Annotated in this window: 17 protein-coding genes; 1 reads left to right on the forward strand and 16 read right to left on the reverse strand. The window is 45.8% G+C overall.

Translation table 11 applies throughout. The annotated features are described in order from the left end of the window. Window positions 1-33: 33 nt before the first annotated feature. The 8 genes from LIQ05_RS14710 to hflX all read right to left on the reverse strand — a co-directional run bounded on the left by LIQ05_RS14710 (window position 34) and on the right by hflX (window position 10511). Complete coding sequence (locus tag LIQ05_RS14710; protein ID WP_226821849.1) at window positions 34-1545, reverse strand: 4Fe-4S dicluster domain-containing protein; 1512 nt, start codon at window positions 1543-1545, stop codon at window positions 34-36. Between the two features lie 684 nt (window positions 1546-2229). Next, window positions 2230-2691: an FAD-binding protein gene (locus tag LIQ05_RS14715; RefSeq protein WP_226821852.1), complete on the reverse strand. Its 462-nt coding sequence runs from the start codon at window positions 2689-2691 to the stop codon at window positions 2230-2232. Between the two features lie 51 nt (window positions 2692-2742). Beyond that, window positions 2743-3534, reverse strand: a complete 792-nt coding sequence (locus LIQ05_RS14720) for a glycyl-radical enzyme activating protein (protein ID WP_226821855.1) — start codon at window positions 3532-3534, stop codon at window positions 2743-2745. Between the two features lie 174 nt (window positions 3535-3708). Then, window positions 3709-6234, reverse strand: coding sequence for a glycyl radical protein (locus LIQ05_RS14725; protein ID WP_226821858.1), 2526 nt, complete (start codon window positions 6232-6234; stop codon window positions 3709-3711). 441 nt (window positions 6235-6675) lie between these two features. Beyond that, window positions 6676-6804: a FeoB-associated Cys-rich membrane protein gene (locus LIQ05_RS14730; RefSeq protein ID WP_226821860.1), complete on the reverse strand. Its 129-nt coding sequence runs from the start codon at window positions 6802-6804 to the stop codon at window positions 6676-6678. Window positions 6805-7007: 203 nt separating this feature from the next. Then, entirely contained in the window at window positions 7008-8078 is a 1071-nt protein-coding gene (locus LIQ05_RS14735) for a PTS transporter subunit IIC (RefSeq protein ID WP_226821863.1), read from the reverse strand. 8 nt (window positions 8079-8086) lie between these two features. Then, window positions 8087-9118: a M42 family metallopeptidase gene (locus LIQ05_RS14740; protein ID WP_226821866.1), complete on the reverse strand. Its 1032-nt coding sequence runs from the start codon at window positions 9116-9118 to the stop codon at window positions 8087-8089. Between the two features lie 157 nt (window positions 9119-9275). After that, window positions 9276-10511, reverse strand: a complete 1236-nt coding sequence (gene hflX / locus LIQ05_RS14745; protein WP_226821869.1) for a GTPase HflX — start codon at window positions 10509-10511, stop codon at window positions 9276-9278. A gap of 190 nt (window positions 10512-10701) precedes the next feature. Here hflX and LIQ05_RS14750 point away from each other — a divergent pair, with 190 nt between their 5' ends. Continuing rightward, window positions 10702-11553 carry a transglutaminase domain-containing protein gene (locus tag LIQ05_RS14750; protein WP_226821872.1) on the forward strand — a complete coding sequence of 284 codons (852 nt, stop codon included), beginning with the start codon at window positions 10702-10704 and terminating at the stop codon, window positions 11551-11553. A gap of 67 nt (window positions 11554-11620) precedes the next feature. Here LIQ05_RS14750 and LIQ05_RS14755 read toward each other — a convergent pair whose 3' ends face one another. From LIQ05_RS14755 to rho, 8 genes are all read right to left on the reverse strand, one after another. Continuing rightward, entirely contained in the window at window positions 11621-12706 is a 1086-nt protein-coding gene (locus tag LIQ05_RS14755; protein WP_226821903.1) for a tetratricopeptide repeat protein, read from the reverse strand. Window positions 12707-12708: 2 nt separating this feature from the next. Beyond that, window positions 12709-14055 (reverse strand): phosphoglucosamine mutase, encoded by a 1347-nt coding sequence (gene glmM, locus LIQ05_RS14760; RefSeq protein WP_226821875.1) that lies wholly within the window; start codon window positions 14053-14055, stop codon window positions 12709-12711. Between the two features lie 179 nt (window positions 14056-14234). Then, window positions 14235-15152 carry a sugar phosphate nucleotidyltransferase gene (locus LIQ05_RS14765; protein ID WP_226821878.1) on the reverse strand — a complete coding sequence of 306 codons (918 nt, stop codon included), beginning with the start codon at window positions 15150-15152 and terminating at the stop codon, window positions 14235-14237. Window positions 15153-15290: 138 nt separating this feature from the next. Beyond that, on the reverse strand, window positions 15291-16364 hold the full coding sequence (gene prfA, locus LIQ05_RS14770; RefSeq protein ID WP_226821880.1) for a peptide chain release factor 1: 1074 nt from the start codon (window positions 16362-16364) through the stop codon (window positions 15291-15293). A 144-nt stretch (window positions 16365-16508) separates the two neighbouring features. After that, window positions 16509-17378 carry a peptide chain release factor N(5)-glutamine methyltransferase gene (gene prmC / locus LIQ05_RS14775; protein ID WP_226821882.1) on the reverse strand — a complete coding sequence of 290 codons (870 nt, stop codon included), beginning with the start codon at window positions 17376-17378 and terminating at the stop codon, window positions 16509-16511. Then, complete coding sequence (locus LIQ05_RS14780; protein ID WP_226821885.1) at window positions 17375-18430, reverse strand: DUF1385 domain-containing protein; 1056 nt, start codon at window positions 18428-18430, stop codon at window positions 17375-17377. Before LIQ05_RS14780 ends, prmC begins: the two co-directional genes overlap by 4 nt. Window positions 18431-18654: 224 nt before the next feature. After that, on the reverse strand, window positions 18655-18858 hold the full coding sequence (rpmE, locus tag LIQ05_RS14785; protein ID WP_117851138.1) for a 50S ribosomal protein L31: 204 nt from the start codon (window positions 18856-18858) through the stop codon (window positions 18655-18657). Window positions 18859-19120: 262 nt separating this feature from the next. After that, complete coding sequence (rho, locus tag LIQ05_RS14790) at window positions 19121-20758, reverse strand: transcription termination factor Rho (protein ID WP_226821888.1); 1638 nt, start codon at window positions 20756-20758, stop codon at window positions 19121-19123. Window positions 20759-21236 lie beyond the last annotated feature (478 nt).

The raw sequence follows: 21236 nt of genomic DNA on the forward strand, positions 1-21236 counted from the left end.
TTGATTTTCTCCTTCTCATTTATTCTGGAGGATTTACAGCTCTTCCAGTTTCTCCAGTTCCCCGCCAAATGAAGTATCCATACACTCTTCAAATGACGCTTCCTTCTTCATTTTCTCCAGCGCCACTCCTGCTTTCTTTACAGTCTGCACCGTTCCAGCACCGGCTATACATCCGCCTGGGCAGGCCATGCCCTCCAGCAGATAGCCGTTGTATTTTCCAGCCTTGGCAGCCATCATCATCTTTTTGCACTCCTGAAGGCCGTTAGCACTGACAACCTTCACCTCGCGGTCCGGATCCATACGCTTCACAGCTTTCACAACTGCAGCTGCTACACCACCACTGGCAGCGAAGCCACGGCCGTCACTGCTGGCCTGGGTAAGAGGCTCTTCTTCCGGAAGGCTGGCAAAATCAACGCCCTTGGCATCAAACATGCCTTTCACCTCTTCGAAGGTGAGAACGAAGTCCACATAGCTTCGAACCGACTTACGGCTTGCCTCCAGCTTCTTGGCTGCACATGGCCCTACAAACACAATCTTGCAGTCTGGCTCTTCCTGTTTCAGAAGTCTGGCAGTCAGCACCATAGGAGTGAGTGCCATAGAAATGCAGTTGGCATACTGGGGAAACATCTTTTTCGCCATAACAGACCATGCCGGACAGCAGGAGGTTCCCATAAACGGAATTTTCTCCGGTACTTCCTCCATGAAGTCCTTGGCTTCCTCAATGGTACAAAGGTCAGCACCCACAGCCACTTCCTTGATATCCGTAAATCCAAGAGCCTTAAAAGCTCCCCGCAACTTGGTATTCTTCAATTCCGGCTCAAACTGGCCTGCCACAGCAGGCGCTACAATGGCATAAACTGGTGTATCACTTTTTAATGCCATAATGGTCTGATAAATCTGTCCCTTATCTACTATGGCACTGAACGGGCAGCTGACCAGACACATTCCACAGGAAACACACTTGTCATAGTCGATTTCTGCTCTGCCATACTCGTCTGAATGGATGGCGTTCATTCCGCATGCCTTGGCACACGGACGCTCCTGCCTGATAATGGCATTATATGGACAGGATTCCAGACATTTTCCACATTTGATACATTTGTCCTGATCGATCACCGACCGCCCGTTTTCCATGTGGATGGCCTGCTTGGGACAGACTTCCTGACAGGGGTGTTCCAGACAGCCCTGGCAGCCCTCTGTGACGATCACCCGCTTCTCCGGACAGGAATTGCAGGCAAATTTAATAATATTGATAAGGGGCGGCTCATAATATTTCTCTTCAATTAAGCTGGCCTCCACGCCTTTGGAAATAGGCGCATGCTCGGAAATATTGCGAAGAGGCAGTCCCATTGCCACGCGAAGCCTCTCTCCTACAATGGCTCTTTCCAGGAAAATACTGTCACGATAGGTAGCTACTTCTCCTGGAAGGATCTTGTATGGAAGCTCGTCCATCTCCTTCTCCATATCACCCTCATAGGCAAGTCGGGCAATTTCAGTAAAAATCTGGTGTCTGATTTTTGTCTTTGACGAGTATAGTCCTCTCATTCTCACTTCTCCTTAGATGTAATATTTTGCACCAGCCAGATTTTACCGCAATCAATCTAACTGTCTTTATAAAGTTATCTTTCTCCGCTTTTATAAATAGTTGATATGAATTTATCAAATATTTATTATACCACCTATCATACAAAAAAATTACACTTTAAGCAAATCTTTTTCCACTTTCTTTTGACCTTTTCTTTTGATCTTACCATAAATAATATTACCGTTTAAGGTTTGTCCCCAAACTGCTTCGTTCAATATTATCAGCGAACAGTACTCCAAAAATACCAGATTCTTTTTAAGCACACGCAAAAAACAAAAGCACTGATATGTCCGTGAGAAATTAATTTTCTTCAGAAAATATCAGTGCCTTTATTTATATTCTATTCAGAAATAAATCTGATCTAAGCCCGGCAGCTTAAGCTGTATATCCTGCACAGCGGTTGCAGCCTACGCATATGTTTTCATCGAACACCAGCGGTCTTGCACTGCTGGAAAACGTGGATGCGTACATTTCGTGTGTTTCGTTATTCATTTTGTGTCTAGTCCTTTCGGGATCTCGCCTTTTACAACCTTTCCATTCTCATGTACTGTGCCAGAAGGTCAAGTCCCTCAGTCAGAAGGTCTTTGCACTTGGTTCCGCAGCAGTCTGATGCATAAAGCTGGTCTCCGGCAGCATAAATTCCATCAATATTTGTTTTCAGGTCCCAGTCTGTAATGATTCCACCAGGGGGCACCAAACAGCTGCCTTTCCTGATCCAGGAAAGCAGCTGACTGCCAGCCGGTTCCATAGCTCTGAAGCATGTGCTTCTTTGGATCAAATCCGCGTTCTGTGTCGCGGATTTTTCCACCGAAGGATTCCATGTCAAGAAGGCGGTCATAGCCTTCCCTGCATTCGATATAATGTCCGATTCCGTTACTGTAGCCGTCCTGTTCGTTTACATAGGCTTCTGCGATTTCCTTTGCAGTAACGCTGGAACATGGATTTGTACAGGCACTTTCCCAATGGTCAAAGCCGCTTCCTGCGGAGCCGCTTCGTTCTGTTGCTCCTTTTTCTACAAGGACTACGGATTTTCCGTGGCGTGCTGCTGCAATCGCTGCATAGCATCCCGCAAGACCGCCAATTACACACAAAAAAAGACACTGCATAGATTACTCTACACAATGTCTTTCTGATAAATTTTCATATTAAAAAACATATTATCCACCGATCTGACAATCCAGGTCACAGACGGAATGTACTGCTTTTTTCAAAAGCTCCATATGCTCTGGTTCTGGAGGGAGGATTTCGGGAAGCTTGTATTCCCTTCCAAGCCAGTCATATTTATCCTGTCCCAGACGATGGTATGGAAGAAGATGGATCTTCTTTACACCTGGTAATGTCGAGGCAAAAGACGCAATAGACTGAATCTCCTCCACACTGTCATTGAAGGTGGGAATGACAGGTACACGGATCACCAGATTGGTCTGGCCGGAAAGGGCTACCTTTCTGGCATTCTCAAGGGCCAGTCCGTTTGGCTTGCCGGTAAACTGCTTGTGCTTCTCCTGATCAGTATGCTTGATATCCATCAGGTAAGTATCCAGATAAGGCAGTACCATCTCAATATTTTTCCAGGGAACGCATGCCATACTCTCGATGGCGGTGTTGATTCCACGCTCCTTGGCCGCACGAAGAAGATCACGGGCAAATTCTGGCTGACAGAGACATTCGCCGCCGGAAAGTGTCATTCCTCCACCAGAGCGGTAGTAATATGGACGATCCTTCTCCACAAGTTCAATCATTTCACGGACGGTTACATCCCGTCCCATAGTCTTCACCCCGTCAGGAGTCTTCATTGTCTGGATTTTATATTCCTGTGATTCCGGATTGCAGCACCACTGGCATCTGAGCACACAGCCCTTCAGAAACACAATGGTACGGATTCCAGGACCGTCATGGATGGAATAGCGCTGGACGTCGAAAATACGTCCTGTAGTGTCTAAATATTCCATAGATTTCTCCATTATACGGAAGTGCCAGCGGACTTTCTATTGAGATGCCGCCAGCAATTCTGTTTATATTTTTCTCAGAAATCTCCCATTCACAGCTACATTCATCATCGCAACAAAAGCTGATCTATGGGGTTCAACTACAGTTCTCCTATATGGAAGTCTGTTGCCTTTCATTTAGAAGCCCTGCTCAGTTCTGCGGATGATATCATCCTGCAGAGACTTGGACAGTGTGGTAAACAGCGCACTGTAACCAGCCACACGTACAACCAGATGCTTATAATTCTCCGGATGTGCCTGTGCATCAAGCAGTGTCTCCCTGCTTACAACGTTAAACTGCATATGCATTCCCTTCTGGTCAAAATAGGAACGGATCAGTGCAACAAACTTCTCAAGGCCTTCACGTCCTGACAGTGCTGACGGATGGAATTTCTGGTTAAACAGAGTACCATTGGATACGATGAAGTGATCCAGTTTTGCAACAGAGCTTGCTGCCGCAGTCGGTCCGTTCACATCCTTGCCTGCAGATGGGGAGACACCATCTGCAACAGGTGTATGTGCATATCTTCCATCTGGTGTAGCACCAGTCTGTCCGCCAAGGGGTACGTTTGCAGATACCGGATAAAGTCCGGCCTGATACTGTCCGCCTCTTGGGTTCTTGAAGTTCTGTAACGGTCTTGTATAAGTGTAAGCCACGTCTCTTGCGAAGTAGTCAACCTCCGGAATGTCATTTCCGAATTTCGGAACTTCTGCGATCATATCGTGGATCTCCTGATATCTTGCCATCTTCTCAGGTGCCATCTGGGCATTCATAACAGATTTCAGTACAGCAGCTGCTGTATCTGCATCAACCTTGGCACCACTCTCGGTCATCTCTCTTAAGATACCGGTTGTGATCTCTTTCACAGACTGCTCATCCAGTCCTTTGCCATAGTTCCATGCAAGAGCTTCCTTCAGTTCCTCCATTGTGAACTTCTTCTCCTGATAAACCAGCTGACGGATGGCGTAAAGAGAATCAGCCATGTTTGCAATACCAAATCCCTGGGGACCGGTAAAGTTATAAACTGCACCGCCTTCCTGTACCGTCTTTCCGCGGACGATACAATCATCGATCATACTGGAAAGAAATGGAAGAGGACAACGTTTCGCATGGGCTACATCAATGGCATTGTCTGCATTTACAAGCAGGGAAATGCAGTATTCCATCTGCTTCTTATATGCATCGTAAAATTCATCGAAGGTTTCCATCCTGGTAACATCGCCAGTAGGAATACCAACCATCTCCCCCTGATCCATACCATTGCCAAATACAAGCTCTAACGGACGGCACATGTTAAAGAATGCTGCATCATGCCAGCCCTCTGTCTTGCCTGCTTTCTGCGGCTCTACGCATCCAATGATATTGTACTCACGGGCATCTGCCAGGGAAAGACCTCTGTTCTGCAGTGCCGGGATGATCACTTCGTCATTATAGTAAGCCGGAAGTCCGATACCGGTTCTGGTAAGCTCTGCTGCCTTGATCAGAAGATCATGGGGAGAGCCATTCCATACACGGATGGAAAGGGACGGTGCCGGAAGATGTACATGCATAGATGCTTCAATACACATAAAGGAAAGATCGTTTGTCACATCCTCTCCATCTTTGTTCTGACCACCTACGATCAGGTTCTGGAACAGGCTGTAGCCTGCAAAGCCCTCTGCGGAGGCTGCGTCACGGACTTTATTCAGGTCATTTAATTTTACCCAGATACAGTCGATCAGCTCCTGAGCTGCTGTTCTGGTGATCGCGCCGCTCTCAATATCCTTCTTATAGTAAGGATACATATACTGGTCAAAACGACCTGGAGAAATGGAATGTCCGCTGGACTCCATCTGAAGGAGCTGCTGTACAAACCAGAAGGACTGACAGGCCTCCCAGAAGTTGGTGGCCCCTTTCGCCGGTACCTTGCTGCAGTTGGATGCAATTACAAGAAGCTCGGCTTTACGCTGGGGATCTGTACATTTCTCTGCCATTTCAAGGGCAAGTCTGGCATATCTTGCAGCGTAATCCATAACTGCCTGGCAACTCATGATAACTGCTTCCAGGAAACGGGAGCGCTCTGCATAGTCGCCATCACCTACGTTACATTTATCCAGCTCAGCCTGTGCCTTCGCCATAATGCCTTCATATCCGATCTCGAGAACTTCCCAGTATTTTACGGTAACATGTCCTACACCGTTGTAGAAATAGTTTCCTGGTGTGAAAATGTTATGCCCGATGGCACGGATGGCCTCTGGCGCCATATATGCTGTAGCAAGTTCACTGGTGGTCTTGCCCTTCCAGTATTTGTGTACCTCACGAAGATCTGCCTTGGCCTGCTCTGAGATATAGAACGGATCGGCCGTTCTGGTGGCAACAGTATCCAGCTCATCCTCCAGCCACTGATAGGAAAATTCCGGGAATGTCTGACATCCCCTCGGTGCAATAGAGTTGCTTCCTACGACCAGCTCCTCATCACGGATAATGATAGGAATATTATGTAAAATGTGGGCAAAAGCTTTCGCTCTTCTGGTAATGATCGGCTGATCCTCGGTCTCCTTATAGGACTCCGTGATCAGCTTGGCTCTGTAAGATTCGATTTCCGGCATCTTGGCATAGAGATGGTCAACCAGACGGGTAATTCTGGAAGATTTGGGAATCTCACTTGTATTGTATTTTTCCATGGTTCTCCTTTCTCATGGATGTTCCGGCAGGGAAAACGACCACTCATTAAGGTACTGTGGCTGTAATGCAGTCCCTTAAATGTCATCAAATATCTCCCCTCTGACAACAAAAATGTCCATTATTCCATGACATAGTTTTCTATGCTCATTATACGTCATCCACTATTCAGTGTCAACATAATTCAACACTTATTTTGTTGCTTTGATTGGTGTTTTGTTTTGATTGTTGTGGTTTTTCGTTGTTTTTAAATTTAAATCCACATCACCTTACAATTCATTGTACTTGAAAGCTCCATATCATAACAGCCGTCAAAGCCTGACGACAACACGGTTTTTGGAATCCTTATTCATGAAAAAACTGCCATGCCAGATTTCTCCAGCACAGCAGTCCTTCCTATTACTTTGGCATATGTAAAAATGTAAATAAACAGGCATCTGGTCTTAATGGCATCCGCCGCAGCTTCCGCAATTTCCGTTGCAGCCTTTTCCGTTCTTTTTGTCTTTGTGCATGCTTCGGACTGCAAGACCAACGATAGCCAGTACGATAGCACCTACAACTACTGTTCCCATACAAAACTCCTTTCAAGTTACCTGTAGATCAGCTGTTGCTGTTCACTTTACTGTCACGGTAATGTCAGTGACACTTTTTGTGAACGGTAACGATACTTGGTTTCTGCTTATATTGTTAGTATATTCTAACATTCATTAGATGTCAATAATTTTTTTACTTCAAGAACAGATTCCTCATAAAGTTTTTTACAATATCATCGGTCTTACACATTCAGCTTCATCTGCCCATCCTTAATATATCCCATATTCCTCATTCCCCGATAGATAATGTAAGACAAAAGTCCTGGAAGAAGAAAATGGAATACAACAATTTTCAGGATTACCAGAACAGGTGACTCCGTAGCCACCATAGTCTGATAGGTCATAATCTGTCCCACCAGACCGGAGGTTCCCATTCCAGAGCCAGTGGCATTGTTTGTCATGTGGAACGGTCCGGCAATAGCAATCGGTCCAAGAATGGCAGAAGCCAATGTCGGTGGCAGCCAGATCAGCGGACGCTTCATAATATTAGGAATCTGCAGCATGGAGGTTCCAATTCCCTGGGCAAAAAAGCCGCCAACGCCGTTATCCTTAAAGCTTGTCACTGCAAAGCCGATCATCTGACAGCAGCATCCGATGGTCGCAGCGCCTGCTGCCACACCATTCAGCCCCAGAATAATTCCAAGCGCCGCAGAGCTGATTGGCAAAGTCAGCACCATTCCCATGATAACAGAAACCACAATTCCCATCAGGATCGGCTGCTGCTCAGTTCCCCAGTTTACCAGATTTCCAAGCCATGTCATAAATTTTGACACCCCGGGACCTACCAGGATGCCAACTGCACCACCGGAAAGGATGGTCACTGCCGGTGTGATCAGAAGATCCAGTTTTGTTTTTCCAGCAACCAGTCTTCCAATCGTGATTCCCACATAAGCTGCCACAAATGCGCCAAGAGGCTCTCCAGGACCTGACAGCACAAGTGCACCTGTATCAGACAGCAGAGTTCCAGCAATCAGGTTCGACGCATAAGCACCGATCATTCCCGCTGCCGCCGCAGACAAAAGCACATATGTGGATTCCCGGAATTTATACGCCACTCCGATACCAATTCCAGCACCAGTCAGTCTCTGGGCAATGACGGCAAATGTACCCAGATAAGCTCCATAGGTACCGCCCATCAGATCCCCGACCTGCTTCAAAATAGTTCCGATGATCAAAGTGGAAAACAGGCCCAGGGCCATGCCGCTTAATCCATCAATAAAAATATTGTTCAGAATTTTTTTTACTGCTTTCATACTCTCTCCTACCCAAGATATGCCTTCAGAAGCTTCAGTGTATTTTTCGCTCCGTCCCTGTGAGAGCGCTCATAACCATGAGAAGCGTACACGCCCGGTCCGATCAGACCGTGTTTCATGTCATAACCAGCCTTCAGTGCTGCATCCACATCAGATCCATAATGAGGATAAACGTCCACTGCAAATGCAATATCGTTCTCCTGTGCTGCCCCTATCAAACCGGAAACCACCTGGTAATCGTATGGTCCCATGCTGTCCTTCGCACAGATGGATACCATGGTCTCATCGCATTCCAGGCCTTTTCCAACACATCCCATGTCTACGGAGATCATCTCTGTTACCCCCTCCGGGATAGCAGCGCATCCGCCATGTCCCACTTCCTCATAAGAAGTGATCAGCACATAAATAGTACGCTCTGGCTGAACCTTTTTCTCCTTCAGATATTTTGCATAGCCAAGAAGAATGGCGGTACTGAATTTGTCATCCAGGAAACGGCTCTTAATGTAACCACTCTCAGTCACTACGGTTCTCGGATCAAAGCAGACAAAGTCACCGGTCATGATTCCAAGCTTTTTCACATCCTCTTTGTTCTTCACCGGCTCATCCAGAATGGCTTCCATAGTCTCATAAGTACGTTTGGTATCGCTGTATTCGCCATTTACATGAACAGACGCATTTTCCAGCTGGAAAGTTGCATCATAAGCCTTGCCAGATTTTGTGTAAACCTTACAGTTCTCAGCTTCCGCATTGTTTGGGTTCATACCGCCAATGTTTGTCAGCTTCAGACGTCCGTTGTCCATGATCTGGCAGACCATACCTCCAAGTGTATCCATGTGAGCCGCCAGAACCACTGCATTTTTGTCATCTTTTCCGCCAAGCTTTACAAGCACAGCCCCCTTCTGTGTGATCTGCGGCTCATAGCCCAGATTCTCAAATTCTTTTTTTACAAAATCGGCTGCCATATGTGTAAAACCGCTTGGGCTTGGCACTGCTAGCAGATCCTGTGCTGTTTTCATAATATAATCTGTGTATTTTCCCATAATGTCATCTCCTGTTTTTTATTAATCTCCCGTTCCTCTTATGTGAATTACTTAACAAGTCTCAATTTCCCAGCTGCTACACCCCACTTCGAGCAGAATAGATTGCAAAGTTGAGTGCATAAATTACGTAAATGAATTCAAGGGTACTTTCCATTCATCACATAATCTTCCCATGAATCTCCTGGGGAACTCTGGCTTTCACCAGGATTCCTGTATCCGTATATTCCTCGGAAAGCAGCTGTCCATACTCCCGGATCAGCTGGATCTTGCCAGCCTCCTGATAACCAAAAAGCTTTTCCACATAAATCTGCTCTTCAGAAAGGATTTTCCCCAGAAGTGCCTTTAAATCCTCAAGGCCTTCCCCTGTTTTCGCTGAAACCTTCAAGGTATGGTCGGCATTGCTGTCACGCATGCGGATCGCCGCCCCCATATCCATCTTGTTAAATAAGGTGATGGTTTTCTTTCCCTGGACCTCAAGCTCCTGCAGCGTATCGTAAACAACCTCCATCTGCTGCACCGCCTGTGGATTAGAGCAGTCCACCACATGAATGATATAGTCTGCGTATTTCGCTTCTTCCAGGGTACTCTTAAAAGCCTCTACCAGATTGTGTGGCAGTTTGCGTATAAATCCGACGGTATCTGTAAGCAGGATCTGCTGTCCGTCATCCAGCGTCAGCGCCCTTGTAGTCGGATCCAGGGTTGCAAAAAGCTTGTCCTCAGAAAGTACCCCGGCGCCAGTCAAAGTATTCAGCAAAGTGGATTTCCCGGCATTTGTATAGCCTACAATAGCCGCAGTCTTCATCTTTCCACGGGTTCGTCCGGTGCGAAGCAGTTCTCTGTGTTTCTCCACCTGGGAAAGCTCCTCCTTCAGCGCCGTGATCCGCTTTCGGATCAGACGACGGTCACTCTCCAGCTTTTTCTCTCCAGGACCTCTGGTTCCGATTCCGCCGCCAAGCCTGGACAAAGAAGCTCCAAGGCCAACCAGTCTGGAAGCTCTGTATCGGAGCTGGGCAAGCTCTACCTGGATCTTACCCTCGCTGGTAGTGGCGTGTTTGGCAAAAATGTCCAGGATCAGAAGGGTTCTGTCCATTACCTTGCATTCCAGCTCATGCTCCAGATTATTCATCTGCGCAGGGGAAAGCTCGTCATCACAGATAATTCCGGTAGCGTCTGCGGCCAGCATAAGAGCACGTACTTCCTCAATTTTTCCTTTTCCTATATAAGTTCCAGGATGAACAGTTTCACGGTTCTGGATGATTTTTCCAACTGTTTCTGCACCGGCCGTATCTGCCAGCTCCGCAAGCTCGTCCAGGGACTCTTTTACATTGTCGGTTTCATCCAGCTGGACGCCCACCAGGATCACCCGCTCCTGTATTTCTTCAATATATTCCATAAATCCTCCTTCCGGATTTTATTGTCTGATTCCTAAATTTCTGTATCTTTTAGAGTATAACACACTCTTACAGCTTTTTTAAAGAGTAACATAAAAAGATAAATTAATAATACCAAACCAGTTCTGAAATAGGTTATAATAGAATTACTATTAATTGGTCTTCCAACCAACTGTTTAAGGAGGAATTTCTATGAAAAAGAAACATTTTAAAACAGCTATAGCCAGTCTGCTCTTATCCTGCACACTTCTTACAAGCCCGCTTTCAGCAATGGCTGCGGTACAGATGAATACATCCACTGCTGCCACTACTGCTGCCACCACCCCTAAACCAGCTGCATCTGGCACCTGGAAAACAGTAAAAGGATATCACTACTATTACGATTCCAAGGGCAAGAAGGTCACTGGAAAAGTAAAGATCGGATCACGCTATTACTTTTTCGATAAAAAAGGCATTCAGCGCTATGGATGGAAGAAAATCGGCAAAAACTATTACTACTTCCGCATCAGCACTTCCACAAAAGGTGCATACATGCTGACTTCTACCAAGATAAACGGAATTACCCTTGATTCCAAAGGCCGGGCCAAGAAATCCGGATCTAACGCACGTAAGCTGAAGATCATGACCGAAGCCAACCGGATCGTTGAGAAGATCACAAAACCGGGCATGAATAAAAAGAAACGTCTGCGCACCTGTTTCAATTACGTTAAGAAAAAATACACCTATTATTGCTGGCGTGATTTCAGAAACACAGCTAACTGGGAAAAAGATTTTGCTGAAGACATGTTCTTCCGCGGAGGCCGCGGCGACTGTGTTTCCTATGCAGCAGCTTTTGCTTATCTGGCCAATGCTGTCGGCATGAAGAAGGTATATGTAATTTGCTCCGGCGGTCACGGCTGGGCAGAAATTGGCGGAAGAATATATGATCCTGACTGGGCTCTTGTAAGTAAAGTGGATTCTTATTTTGATATGTCCTACGATCTCAGCGGTGTGAACGGACGCCCCATGTATAAAACAAACCGTATTTACGTTAAGAAAATCTGATCTATGATAAAAAGGATCTGAAGTTCACGTTTGTTCTACATGAATTTCAGATCCTTTATTATACCTTTTATTGAACGGTACCTGTCCGAGACTTCAGGAAATCCAGTTCCTTGGCAGCTTCCTCGTCATCCGGATACATTCCCACGTACTCCTGTGCTTTCGCCTGCGCTGTGGAAAAATCCAGTTTTTTCTCATAAATAACAATTTCGTTAAATAAAAGGCTCTGCATCTCATCATCTGCAGCCACGGAAATTCCGTTGTTTATATTCTCCAACGCTGAATCAAAATTTCCTTCTGCCATATCACACACTGCCAGACCATTATAGCCAGGTGCTGCTGTCTGCGTCTGATTCCTGCTGGTATCCTCCAACTTCTGATTTACAAACTGCTGGTACATGGAACGGGCATTTGCATAATCCTGCTGGGCACTATAAACCATGCCTAGAACAAGGAGCGCCTCCTGGCTTCCCTGATTTGACGCATCCGTCAGTTCTTTTTTCGCATTGGCGTAATCTTCCATATAGTAGTAGATCCGCCCCCGGTCGCACAGATCATCTGTCCCTTTGGCTTCTGTAGACAAAACAGCCTCCAGATATCGGGTGCCGTCTGCTTCCATATCTTTTTCCAGGTAAGCCTGGTAAATCTGGATTGCCCGGTCATAGCTGGAATCTTCTCCATAGGCCTGCTCGAAATCATAGGATGCTTCATCATATCCATCCATAGCAAGTGCGACCTTACCAGTAAGGAACCAGCAGTCTGCATCCATATCATAATTCCGTGCCAGCATCTGGCAGTCTGCCATTGCATCTTCCAGATGGCCAGCCTGCAATCTGGCAGTCGCCCGGTACAAATACAGATCCTTCGCCACAGACTTGCTCACCTTCTCTGTACTAAGGGCATTTGTAAAGGCAGTGACCGCATCCTCATAATTTCCCATGCGGAGCTGGCAGATTCCAATTCCCCGGTAGGAAGTGGTCAGATTAATACTGTTCTCCACAGAGGTGGTAAATTCATCCAGGGCATAATCATAGCTTCCCTGCTCCAGATCCTTCTCAGCCTCTTTAAAAATCTGCTGTTTTTCATCCCCACAGCCTGCCAGAAGGGAAAGTCCCATGCAGGCTGTGAATATTAATGCTGTTTTTCTGATTTTCATGCTCAACCAACGATCAGCCCTTCGGCTTCCATTACTTTCACAACGCTGTCTACATACTGATGGCAAAGATTATCTGTCTCAGCCTCCACCATAACACGAATCAACGGCTCTGTACCGCTCTCCCGGACCAGAATACGTCCGGAGTCGCCAAGTGCCTTGGCAGCTGTCTCTACAGCCTCTGCCACCTTCGGATTCTCACGGGCGGTCTTCTTATCTGCTACGCGCACATTGCGAAGTACCTGCGGATAAACCTTCATCTCTTTTGCAAGATCACATAAGGTTGCTTTCTTATCTACGCAGGCTTCCATAACCATAAGGGAAGTGAGGATACCATCTCCGGTAGCTGCATAACGGCTGAAAATAATATGACCGGACTGCTCTCCCCCAATACTGTAATTATTTGCCAGCATGTTCTCTGCAACATATTTATCACCAACAGCGGTCTGCTCATAGCGCATACCCTCACGCTCCAGAGCCTTGTAAAGTCCCATATTAGACATAACCGTGGTAACCACTGTGTTTCCGTTTAATTTGCCCTGCTCTTTCAGATATTTGCCACAGACATACATGATCTTGTCACCATCGATAATATTTCCCCGGTGGTCAACTGCGATACAGCGGTCTGCGTCTCCATCATAAGCAAATCCAATATCCAGGCCGTTATCTACCACAAATTTCTGCAGAACCTCAATATGGGTGGAGCCACAGTTTGTGTTAATGTTCGTTCCATCTGGCTGGTTGTTAATTACATAGGTCTTCGCCTGAAGTGCTTCAAAAACGCTCTTTGCAATTGCAGAAGAACTTCCGTTTGCACAGTCAAGACCAACCTTTACATTCTTAAAGTCACGGCTTGGAATGGAGATCAGATATCCAATATAGCGGTTACGTCCGGAAGCAAAGTCGATAGTACGTCCAATGTCTTCCTTACGGGCCAGTGGAAGCTCCTCGATCTCGCCGTCAATATAAGCCTCAATACGCTCCTCGATCTCAGCCTCAATCTTCTGGCCGTTTCCATTCAGAAGCTTGATTCCATTATCATAGAATGGGTTGTGGCTTGCAGAAATCATAATACCGCAATCAAAATCCTCTGTACGGACTGCAAAGGATACACTCGGAGTTGTTGTTACATGAAGAAGATATACATCTGCACCGGAAGCGGTAAGACCTGCAACCAGGGCATATTCAAACATGTAGCTGCTTCGTCTGGTATCCTTTCCGATTACGATTTTCGCCTTATGATCGCGGCCATAATACCAGCCTACATAACGACCTACTTTAAATGCATTGTCAACTGTCAGCTGAACATTTGCTTCTCCACGAAATCCATCTGTTCCAAAATATTTTCCCATATCTGATTATCCTCCTTATTCCAAAACCCGAACTCATTATTTACAGAAAATCAGTTACTGTTCATAGTCTTCGCCAAAGGCATTTTACAGAATATTTCCAATGAACAGTAATAAAAATCATTCTATTCTGCCTGCGTTTTTCCCTGACAGTCCTCTTTACTATACACCCCTGTGTTTCTTTATTTGTAAAGTCCGTTTGGATATACACCAGCCTCTGTGAGCTCTTTGAATGCTTTGATTACAACTTCCTTATCTTCCTGATAGGTTACGCCAAACCAGGTATCCTTTGTCTCAAGAACATCAACCTGTGCTGCTCCCTTCTGGATCAGTTCGTCGATCATAACCGGAAGAAGATACTCTGCCTTAAGATCTCCTGGCTTCACATTCTGAAGGAATTCTACAAATCCATTATATAATGTGTCCATAAATGCAGGTGTCAGTCCCCACATGTTCATGGAAACAAGCTCATTTAAATCAAGCTTCTCTACTGGCTGTCCATCCTCCCGGCTCTCTGCACCATCTGCGGTTTTGAAAATATTATGTGTCTCTGTTACGCCGGTAAGCTTGCCGTCTGTAATGTGGCAAAGGCCTCTGGTAACACTTCCGTTATCACTTAAGGTATTTCCAAGTCTGAAGCCTGCCATACAGATATGAAGCACATCGTCTGACGGCTGTTCCTGAACCAGATAATCGTGTACTTTTACATAGGCCTCTTTGCCATAGTAATCGTCTGCATTGATAACTGCAAATGGCTCTGTAAGGAACTCTCTTGCACAGATAACTGCGTGTCCGGTTCCCCATGGTTTGGTTCTGTCAGCTGGCTTGGTAAAGCCCTCTGGAAGCTTCTCAAGCTCCTGATAAGCATATGCAACTTCTGCGATCTTCTCTACTCTTGCACCGATGGTACTCTTAAATTCTTCCTCCAGATCCCTGCGGATAATGAAAACAATCTTATTGAAACCTGCTTCCAATGCATCTCTGATGGAATAATCCATAATGATCTCTCCATTCGGACCAACTGGTGCAAGCTGTTTGATTCCATTTCCAAAGCGGCTTCCCACTCCGGCTGCCATGATTACAAGAGCTGTTTTTTTCATAGGTATATACCCTCCCATTTTTCACATGATTGTTGTTATATTTGTACTACATTCTGAAAGCTCATCTCTATAGGTCTTCCGGCATTCAGTCTGTTCCAGTCATGTAGTTTTCTGCTTTATGATTCTAATTTTCTAAGCTTACTGCTCCTGCAGATTGCTCAGTTTTACAGCCTGGTCAGCTGCGATCAGACTGTCAATGATCTCATCAAGATCGCCGCCCAGAATGTTATCCAGTCTGTGAAGAGTCAGTTTGATACGGTGGTCTGTCACACGTCCCTGAGGGAAGTTGTAAGTTCTGATCTTCTCGGAACGGTCACCTGTACCGATCTGGCTTCGTCTTGCCTCTGCTTCCGCATCATGCTGTTTCGCCAGCTCCATCTCATACAGGCGGGAACGAAGTACCTTCAAAGCCTTATCCTTATTCTTCAGCTGGGACTTCTCATCCTGGCAGGAAATAACGATTCCTGTAGGAATATGGGTAAGTCTGACTGCGGAGTCCGTGGTGTTGACACACTGTCCACCGTTTCCGGAGGCTCTGAACACATCAAATTTACAGTCGTTCATATCCAGATGGAAGTCGATTTCTTCTGCCTCCGGCATGATCGCAACCGTACAGGTAGAAGTATGGATCCTTCCGCCGGATTCAGTCTCTGGAACTCGCTGTACACGGTGTACACCGCTCTCATATTTCAGTCTGGAATAAGCACCAGCACCATTGATCATAAAAGTAACCTCTTTAAATCCGCCGATTCCATTCTCATTTAAACTCATCATCTCCGTTTTCCAGCGTCTGGATTCTGCATATTTCACATACATTCTGTAAATCTCAGCAGCGAAAAGAGCAGCCTCATCTCCACCTGCGCCAGCACGGATCTCCACGATAACGTTCTTATTATCGTTGGGATCCTTAGGCAGAAGAAGGATCTTCAGATCATGCTCCAGTTCTTCTACACGCTTCTTGGCGTCAGAAAGCTCTTCCTTCAGCATTTCTCTCATCTCTTCATCCTTCTCCTCTTCAAGCATGGAAAGGCTGTCCTGGATGGTTTCTTTATTTTTCTTATATTCCTTATAGGTATCCACAATTGGCTGCAGGTCGCTCTGTTCCTTCATCAGCCTCTGAAAACGTTCTGGATTGGATGTTACATCCGGCTCACCCAGCTCGTTCAGAACTTCCTCGAAACGTATGAGCAAATCGTCCAACTTGTCAAACATGGTTTTCCTCCTGTTATTTTCTGATTGCTGTAAAATGCCTCACAGCAGTATGATCTTTGTTCTTTTCTCTGAGGCCACTGCCTCATCATTTGTTGCTTCAGTCTGATAGATCGGTTCTCTTCTTATGTTTACTGCACCTTGAAGCTATTTCTTTCCCAGCACCACTCTGTCCAGTCCGGTCAGATCCCTGGCCACCTGCACATCTGTGAAGCCGTTATCCTTCATCAGCTTTGACACATCCCCGCCCTGGTCATATCCGATTTCAAACAGCATCCAGCCGTCTTTTTTCAGAAAAAGCTTTCCCTCAGATACAATCTTCCGGTAAAAATACAGACCGTCCTCATGGCCGTCCAATGCAAGTCTGGGATCGTGATCCCGCACTTCTTCCATAAGCTCTTCAATGTCTGCACTTCTAATATATGGGGGATTCGAGATAAGGATATCATAGAGTGGCATATCTTTGCCAGTCTTTTCTTGAAAAAAAGGTGTCAAAAACAGGTCGCTTTCTACGAAATCCGCTCTGTCTGCCACTCCCAGGCTGTCTGCATTCTTCTTTGCCACCTGAAGAGCCATTGGGGAAACATCGGCTCCCACTCCTTGCGCCTCCTCTGTAAGAGCCAGAAGACTCAGCAGGATACACCCGGACCCTGTGCACATATCCAGAATCCTGGGACTTTTTCGTCCTTTCAGGATCTCCAGTGCTTTTTCCACAAGGGTCTCTGTGTCCTGTCTCGGCACCAGAACATTCTCATTTACATAAAACTCAAAGCCCATAAAACAGGCCTGGTGGGTAATATGCTGTAAGGGGACATGTTCCGCTCTTTTGGCAATGGCTTTTCGATATGCAGTGGCTTTCTTTTCTTCCACCGCATCATCAGAATGGGCGAAATAAAAGGCTCTGCTCACACCAGTCACATACTCCAGAAGAAGCCAGGCATCCAGCCTGGCTTCCTGGATCTCATGCTGTTCCAGAACCTTGGTTCCTTCTTTTAATAATGTTTCCAGAGAAGTCATTGCACATCTCCTGTTTCCGGCACTTTTCCAGTGTTTTCTTCCATGTTTCCGCTTTCGGCTGTCTCTGAAACAGTTTTCTCGTTCTCATATGGAATATCCAGATCAAACTCTGTCTTTAAGTAGGCTCTCCAGTCAAACACGGCCTCTACTGCTTTAATAGCAACCTCTGCCATATCTGCGGTAGGCTCTTTGGTGGTAAACTTCTGCATGGCCATACCTGGCTTGCTCATCATCAGGGCAAACTTGCTGTCTGTTCTGCCTGCCCACTGGATAATCTCAAAAGAAATTCCAGATACGACCGGTACCATAAGGAGACGTCCGAAAAGGCGCAGCCAGTATGATGGTGCCAATACAAAAATAAAGTGCAGGAAAATACTTACCAGCATAACCAGAAACAAAAAGCTGGTTCCACAGCGTCTGTGGAATCTGGAACTCTCCAGCACATTCTCCACAGTAAGAGGCTTTCCGTTCTCCACACAGTTGATGCATTTATGCTCTGCACCATGGTACATAAAGGTTCTCTGAATATCCTTCATTCTGGAGATCAGGATCATGTATCCCATAAACAATCCCAGTTTTACAAAGGCTTCCACAATGGTAACGATCACCTCTGAAGCCCCCACCCTGCGGCAAAGGCTGGCCAGAGCGTAGGGAAGCAGCATAAATGCAGCAATGGAGATCACAATGGAAACAGCCACGGTCACATAAAGCAGGGCTTTAAATGCCTTGTCCTCTTTTTTCTTTTTGGCTTCCAGTTCCTCTGGAGAAAGGTTGGCATTCTTTTTTGCCTCTTCCTCGTCCTCCTCATCTCCTGCGATCTCTGCTGAATACATCAGACACTTGGTTCCGGTTACCAGAGAATCAATGAAGCTGACCATTCCACGGATGATCGGTTTGCGCCAGATTTTGGCATTGCCGAAGATGCATTTGTAATCTTCTACTTTTACTTCAATTTCTTTATCAGGACGGCGTACTGCAATAGAATATTTATCCTTATGGCGCATCATGATGCCTTCCATTACAGCTTGTCCACCGATATTTGATGGTTTCATTTTATCCTCCGTCTCGTTAATACGGCAACGGCCAGGTTTTCGTGCAAGCGCGGACTTTGACTGCCCCCGCTTCAATGAGCAAAACACGTTCCGGTATTTCCCCGTTATTACACGGCAGCCGCCAGGGTCTCGCGCAAGCACGGACTTTGACTCGTTGCTCGCGTAAATTACAAAGAAAGGTTGAGATTTCCCAACCTCAACCTTCTCATTCAGTAATATTCAAATTATTTATTCAGGCCATATTTCTCGTTGAACTTATTGATACGTCCACGAGCCTGAGTAGCTTTCTGCTGTCCTGTATAGAACGGATGACATTTGGAGCAGATTTCTACGTGGATGTCCTGCTTGGTAGAACCTGTTACAAAAGTATTACCGCAGTTGCAGGTTACAGTTGCCTGATAGTAATTCGGATGGATTCCTTCTCTCATGATTTTCACCTCTCTATATTTATTCTCTTTTATTTGCGTTGAATCTGACGAATTCACACTTTACACAGCCTACTGATTATAGCATGGCGTTACGAGAAATGCAAGTTATTTATAAAATTTTCTATAACTATTCGCAGGAAATATTCTGCGAGGTGTTTTTTGTGAACAAAGTTCACAGAAAACCCGAGGCTTTCGGCGCGAAATCATGCTCTGCATGATTTCTGTCCATCGCAAAGTGTGTAGCTGCGAAGGTACTGAACTGTTACAATTTCTGTTTTTTTACAGTTTGCACAAATTCGGCGTTGTTGGCAGTATGTGAAAACATGTTCAAAATCTGTTCTACTGCCTCGTCAGACTTCATGCCGTTAAGCGCTTTTCGCATGATGTAGACCGCTTCCTGCTCGTCCTTGCTAAGCAGCAGATCCTCTCGTCTGGTACCGGATTTCTGAATGTCGATAGCCGGAAATACCCGCTTCTCCTGAAGCTTACGGTCAAGCACAAGCTCCATATTACCAGTTCCCTTAAACTCCTCGTAAATAACATCGTCCATCTTGCTTCCTGTATCCACCAGCGCAGTAGCCAGAATAGTAAGACTTCCACCTTCCCGCATATTACGTGCAGCACCGAAGAAGCGCTTCGGCATATGAAGAGCTCCCGGGTCAAGACCACCGGACAGGGTTCTTCCACTTGGCGGAACCACCAGGTTATAAGCTCTGGCCAGTCTGGTAATGGAATCCAGAAGGATCACAACATCCTGCTTATGTTCTACAAGGCGGCGTGCGCGCTCCACAACCATCTCCGAAACACGCTTATGATGCTCTGGAAGCTCATCAAATGTAGAATAGATCACTTCCACGTTTGGACCCTGTATTGCTTCCTTAATATCTGTAACCTCCTCCGGGCGCTCGTCAATGAGAAGGATGATCAGATGCATATCTTTATTATTCTTAAGAATGGACTTTGCCACATCCTTGAGCAGTGTGGTCTTACCAGCCTTCGGTGGGGAAACGATCATACCACGCTGTCCCTTTCCAATAGGACTGATCAAATCCACAATACGCATAGCGGTAGTTCCACCAGGGCGCTCCATGATCAGGCGCTCGTTTGGAAAAATAGGTGTCATATTCTCGAAGCTATATCTCTTCTGGCCTTCACTTGGATGGAAACCATTGATAGAGGTCACGTATAAAAGAGCACTGAACTTCTCACCCTGTGTCTTAATACGGATATTTCCCTGAATAATATCTCCTGTCTTCAGATTAAACCTGCGGATCTGTGAAGGGGAAACGTAGATATCGTTTTCGCCTGGAAGATAATTCTCGCTTCGGATAAATCCAAATCCATCTGGCATAACCTCCAGAATACCGTTTGCCTTCTCTCCACTGTCAAGCTGAACAGCCTCAGCAGAAATCTGGTAGGTATTACTCAAAGCTTCTGCCTGATCTTCATTGGCAGTGTGTAGCTGCTCGGTCTCTTCACTTTTAATCTCAGCTGGTGGGACAACTTCCACTGGCTTGGTAACCGGCTGCTCCCGTTTCGCATAACCTCCCTGTCTTCCCTCGCCGTTATAACCGCCTTGACGGCCTGCATTATCATTTCTGCTGTAATTGTTGCTTCGAAATTCCGGATTACGCCTTACGATTGTACGGGATCTGACCGATGCTTCCTTCCGCTCGGTCTCGTTTCGCTCCGGTGCAGCTGTGCTCTCAGCTTTTACAGGAGCAGCTGTATTCTCCGGCTTCTGAGCCACCGGTTCATTTGCGGTAGCTTCTTTCTTATCTTCTTCTAACATCCGCTCAATTAATTCAGGCTTTCTCATAGTAGAAATGCCCTTCAGTCCCCTGGCTTTCGCAATTCCTTTCAGCTCCGCCAAAGGTAAAGATTCATACTTTTCTCTCATCAATCATCTACCTCTTCGACTATTACTTTTCTAAAACACATTTCAATTTTGATTTTACGGGATACAATGTCTGATTAGACAGAAGCAATATAATTATGATCCACTCTATGGACAATAACGAAATATATACTAAATTTATAAAATAGCTTAAAAATCTGATAGAGTTTATTTTAGCACATTTCAGATGCCGTGTCTATATCAATTCCAAATATATTGCTGTTCTCATTCTGCCAGCAATGCTAATAATTCTATCCCGGCCTGTAATTTTCAGCTGCTCTTATTTCTCCCACGACTGATCACAAATCGAATAAAAGCTAACCTTTGCCTTGTATTATACACACCCTGGCTTTTTCATTGCAAGAATTATTTGCCGACACATATCCTGAATCTTCGACATTGCCACAGCACTAATTTAATTGAAAAGGGGATGTGAAATAAGTCCCTAAAAGAAATAGGACCATTCGTTCATGCGAAAGGT

Origin of the sequence: Blautia glucerasea (genome assembly GCF_020537505.1) — a bacterium.
Classification (GTDB): domain Bacteria; phylum Bacillota; class Clostridia; order Lachnospirales; family Lachnospiraceae; genus Blautia_A.

Bases quoted from the DNA above. Each gene is read 5' to 3' on its own strand.
- LIQ05_RS14780 (WP_226821885.1), bottom strand. From the start codon at position 18,430: ATGAAACCATCAAATATCGGTGGACAAGCTGTAATGGAAGGCATCATG.
- prmC (WP_226821882.1), bottom strand. From the start codon at position 17,378: ATGACTTCTCTGGAAACATTATTAAAAGAAGGAACCAAGGTTCTGGAA.
- LIQ05_RS14755 (WP_226821903.1), bottom strand. From the start codon at position 12,706: ATGAAAATCAGAAAAACAGCATTAATATTCACAGCCTGCATGGGACTT.
- glmM (WP_226821875.1), bottom strand. From the start codon at position 14,055: ATGGGAAAATATTTTGGAACAGATGGATTTCGTGGAGAAGCAAATGTT.
- prfA (WP_226821880.1), bottom strand. From the start codon at position 16,364: ATGTTTGACAAGTTGGACGATTTGCTCATACGTTTCGAGGAAGTTCTG.
- LIQ05_RS14735 (WP_226821863.1), bottom strand. From the start codon at position 8,078: ATGAAAGCAGTAAAAAAAATTCTGAACAATATTTTTATTGATGGATTA.
- LIQ05_RS14730 (WP_226821860.1), bottom strand. From the start codon at position 6,804: ATGGGAACAGTAGTTGTAGGTGCTATCGTACTGGCTATCGTTGGTCTT.
- rho (WP_226821888.1), bottom strand. From the start codon at position 20,758: ATGAGAGAAAAGTATGAATCTTTACCTTTGGCGGAGCTGAAAGGAATT.
- LIQ05_RS14710 (WP_226821849.1), bottom strand. From the start codon at position 1,545: ATGAGAGGACTATACTCGTCAAAGACAAAAATCAGACACCAGATTTTT.
- hflX (WP_226821869.1), bottom strand. From the start codon at position 10,511: ATGGAATATATTGAAGAAATACAGGAGCGGGTGATCCTGGTGGGCGTC.
- LIQ05_RS14740 (WP_226821866.1), bottom strand. From the start codon at position 9,118: ATGGGAAAATACACAGATTATATTATGAAAACAGCACAGGATCTGCTA.
- LIQ05_RS14750 (WP_226821872.1), top strand. From the start codon at position 10,702: ATGAAAAAGAAACATTTTAAAACAGCTATAGCCAGTCTGCTCTTATCC.
- rpmE (WP_117851138.1), bottom strand. From the start codon at position 18,858: ATGAGAGAAGGAATCCATCCGAATTACTATCAGGCAACTGTAACCTGC.
- LIQ05_RS14715 (WP_226821852.1), bottom strand. From the start codon at position 2,691: ATGCAGTGTCTTTTTTTGTGTGTAATTGGCGGTCTTGCGGGATGCTAT.
- LIQ05_RS14720 (WP_226821855.1), bottom strand. From the start codon at position 3,534: ATGGAATATTTAGACACTACAGGACGTATTTTCGACGTCCAGCGCTAT.
- LIQ05_RS14765 (WP_226821878.1), bottom strand. From the start codon at position 15,152: ATGAAAAAAACAGCTCTTGTAATCATGGCAGCCGGAGTGGGAAGCCGC.
- LIQ05_RS14725 (WP_226821858.1), bottom strand. From the start codon at position 6,234: ATGGAAAAATACAATACAAGTGAGATTCCCAAATCTTCCAGAATTACC.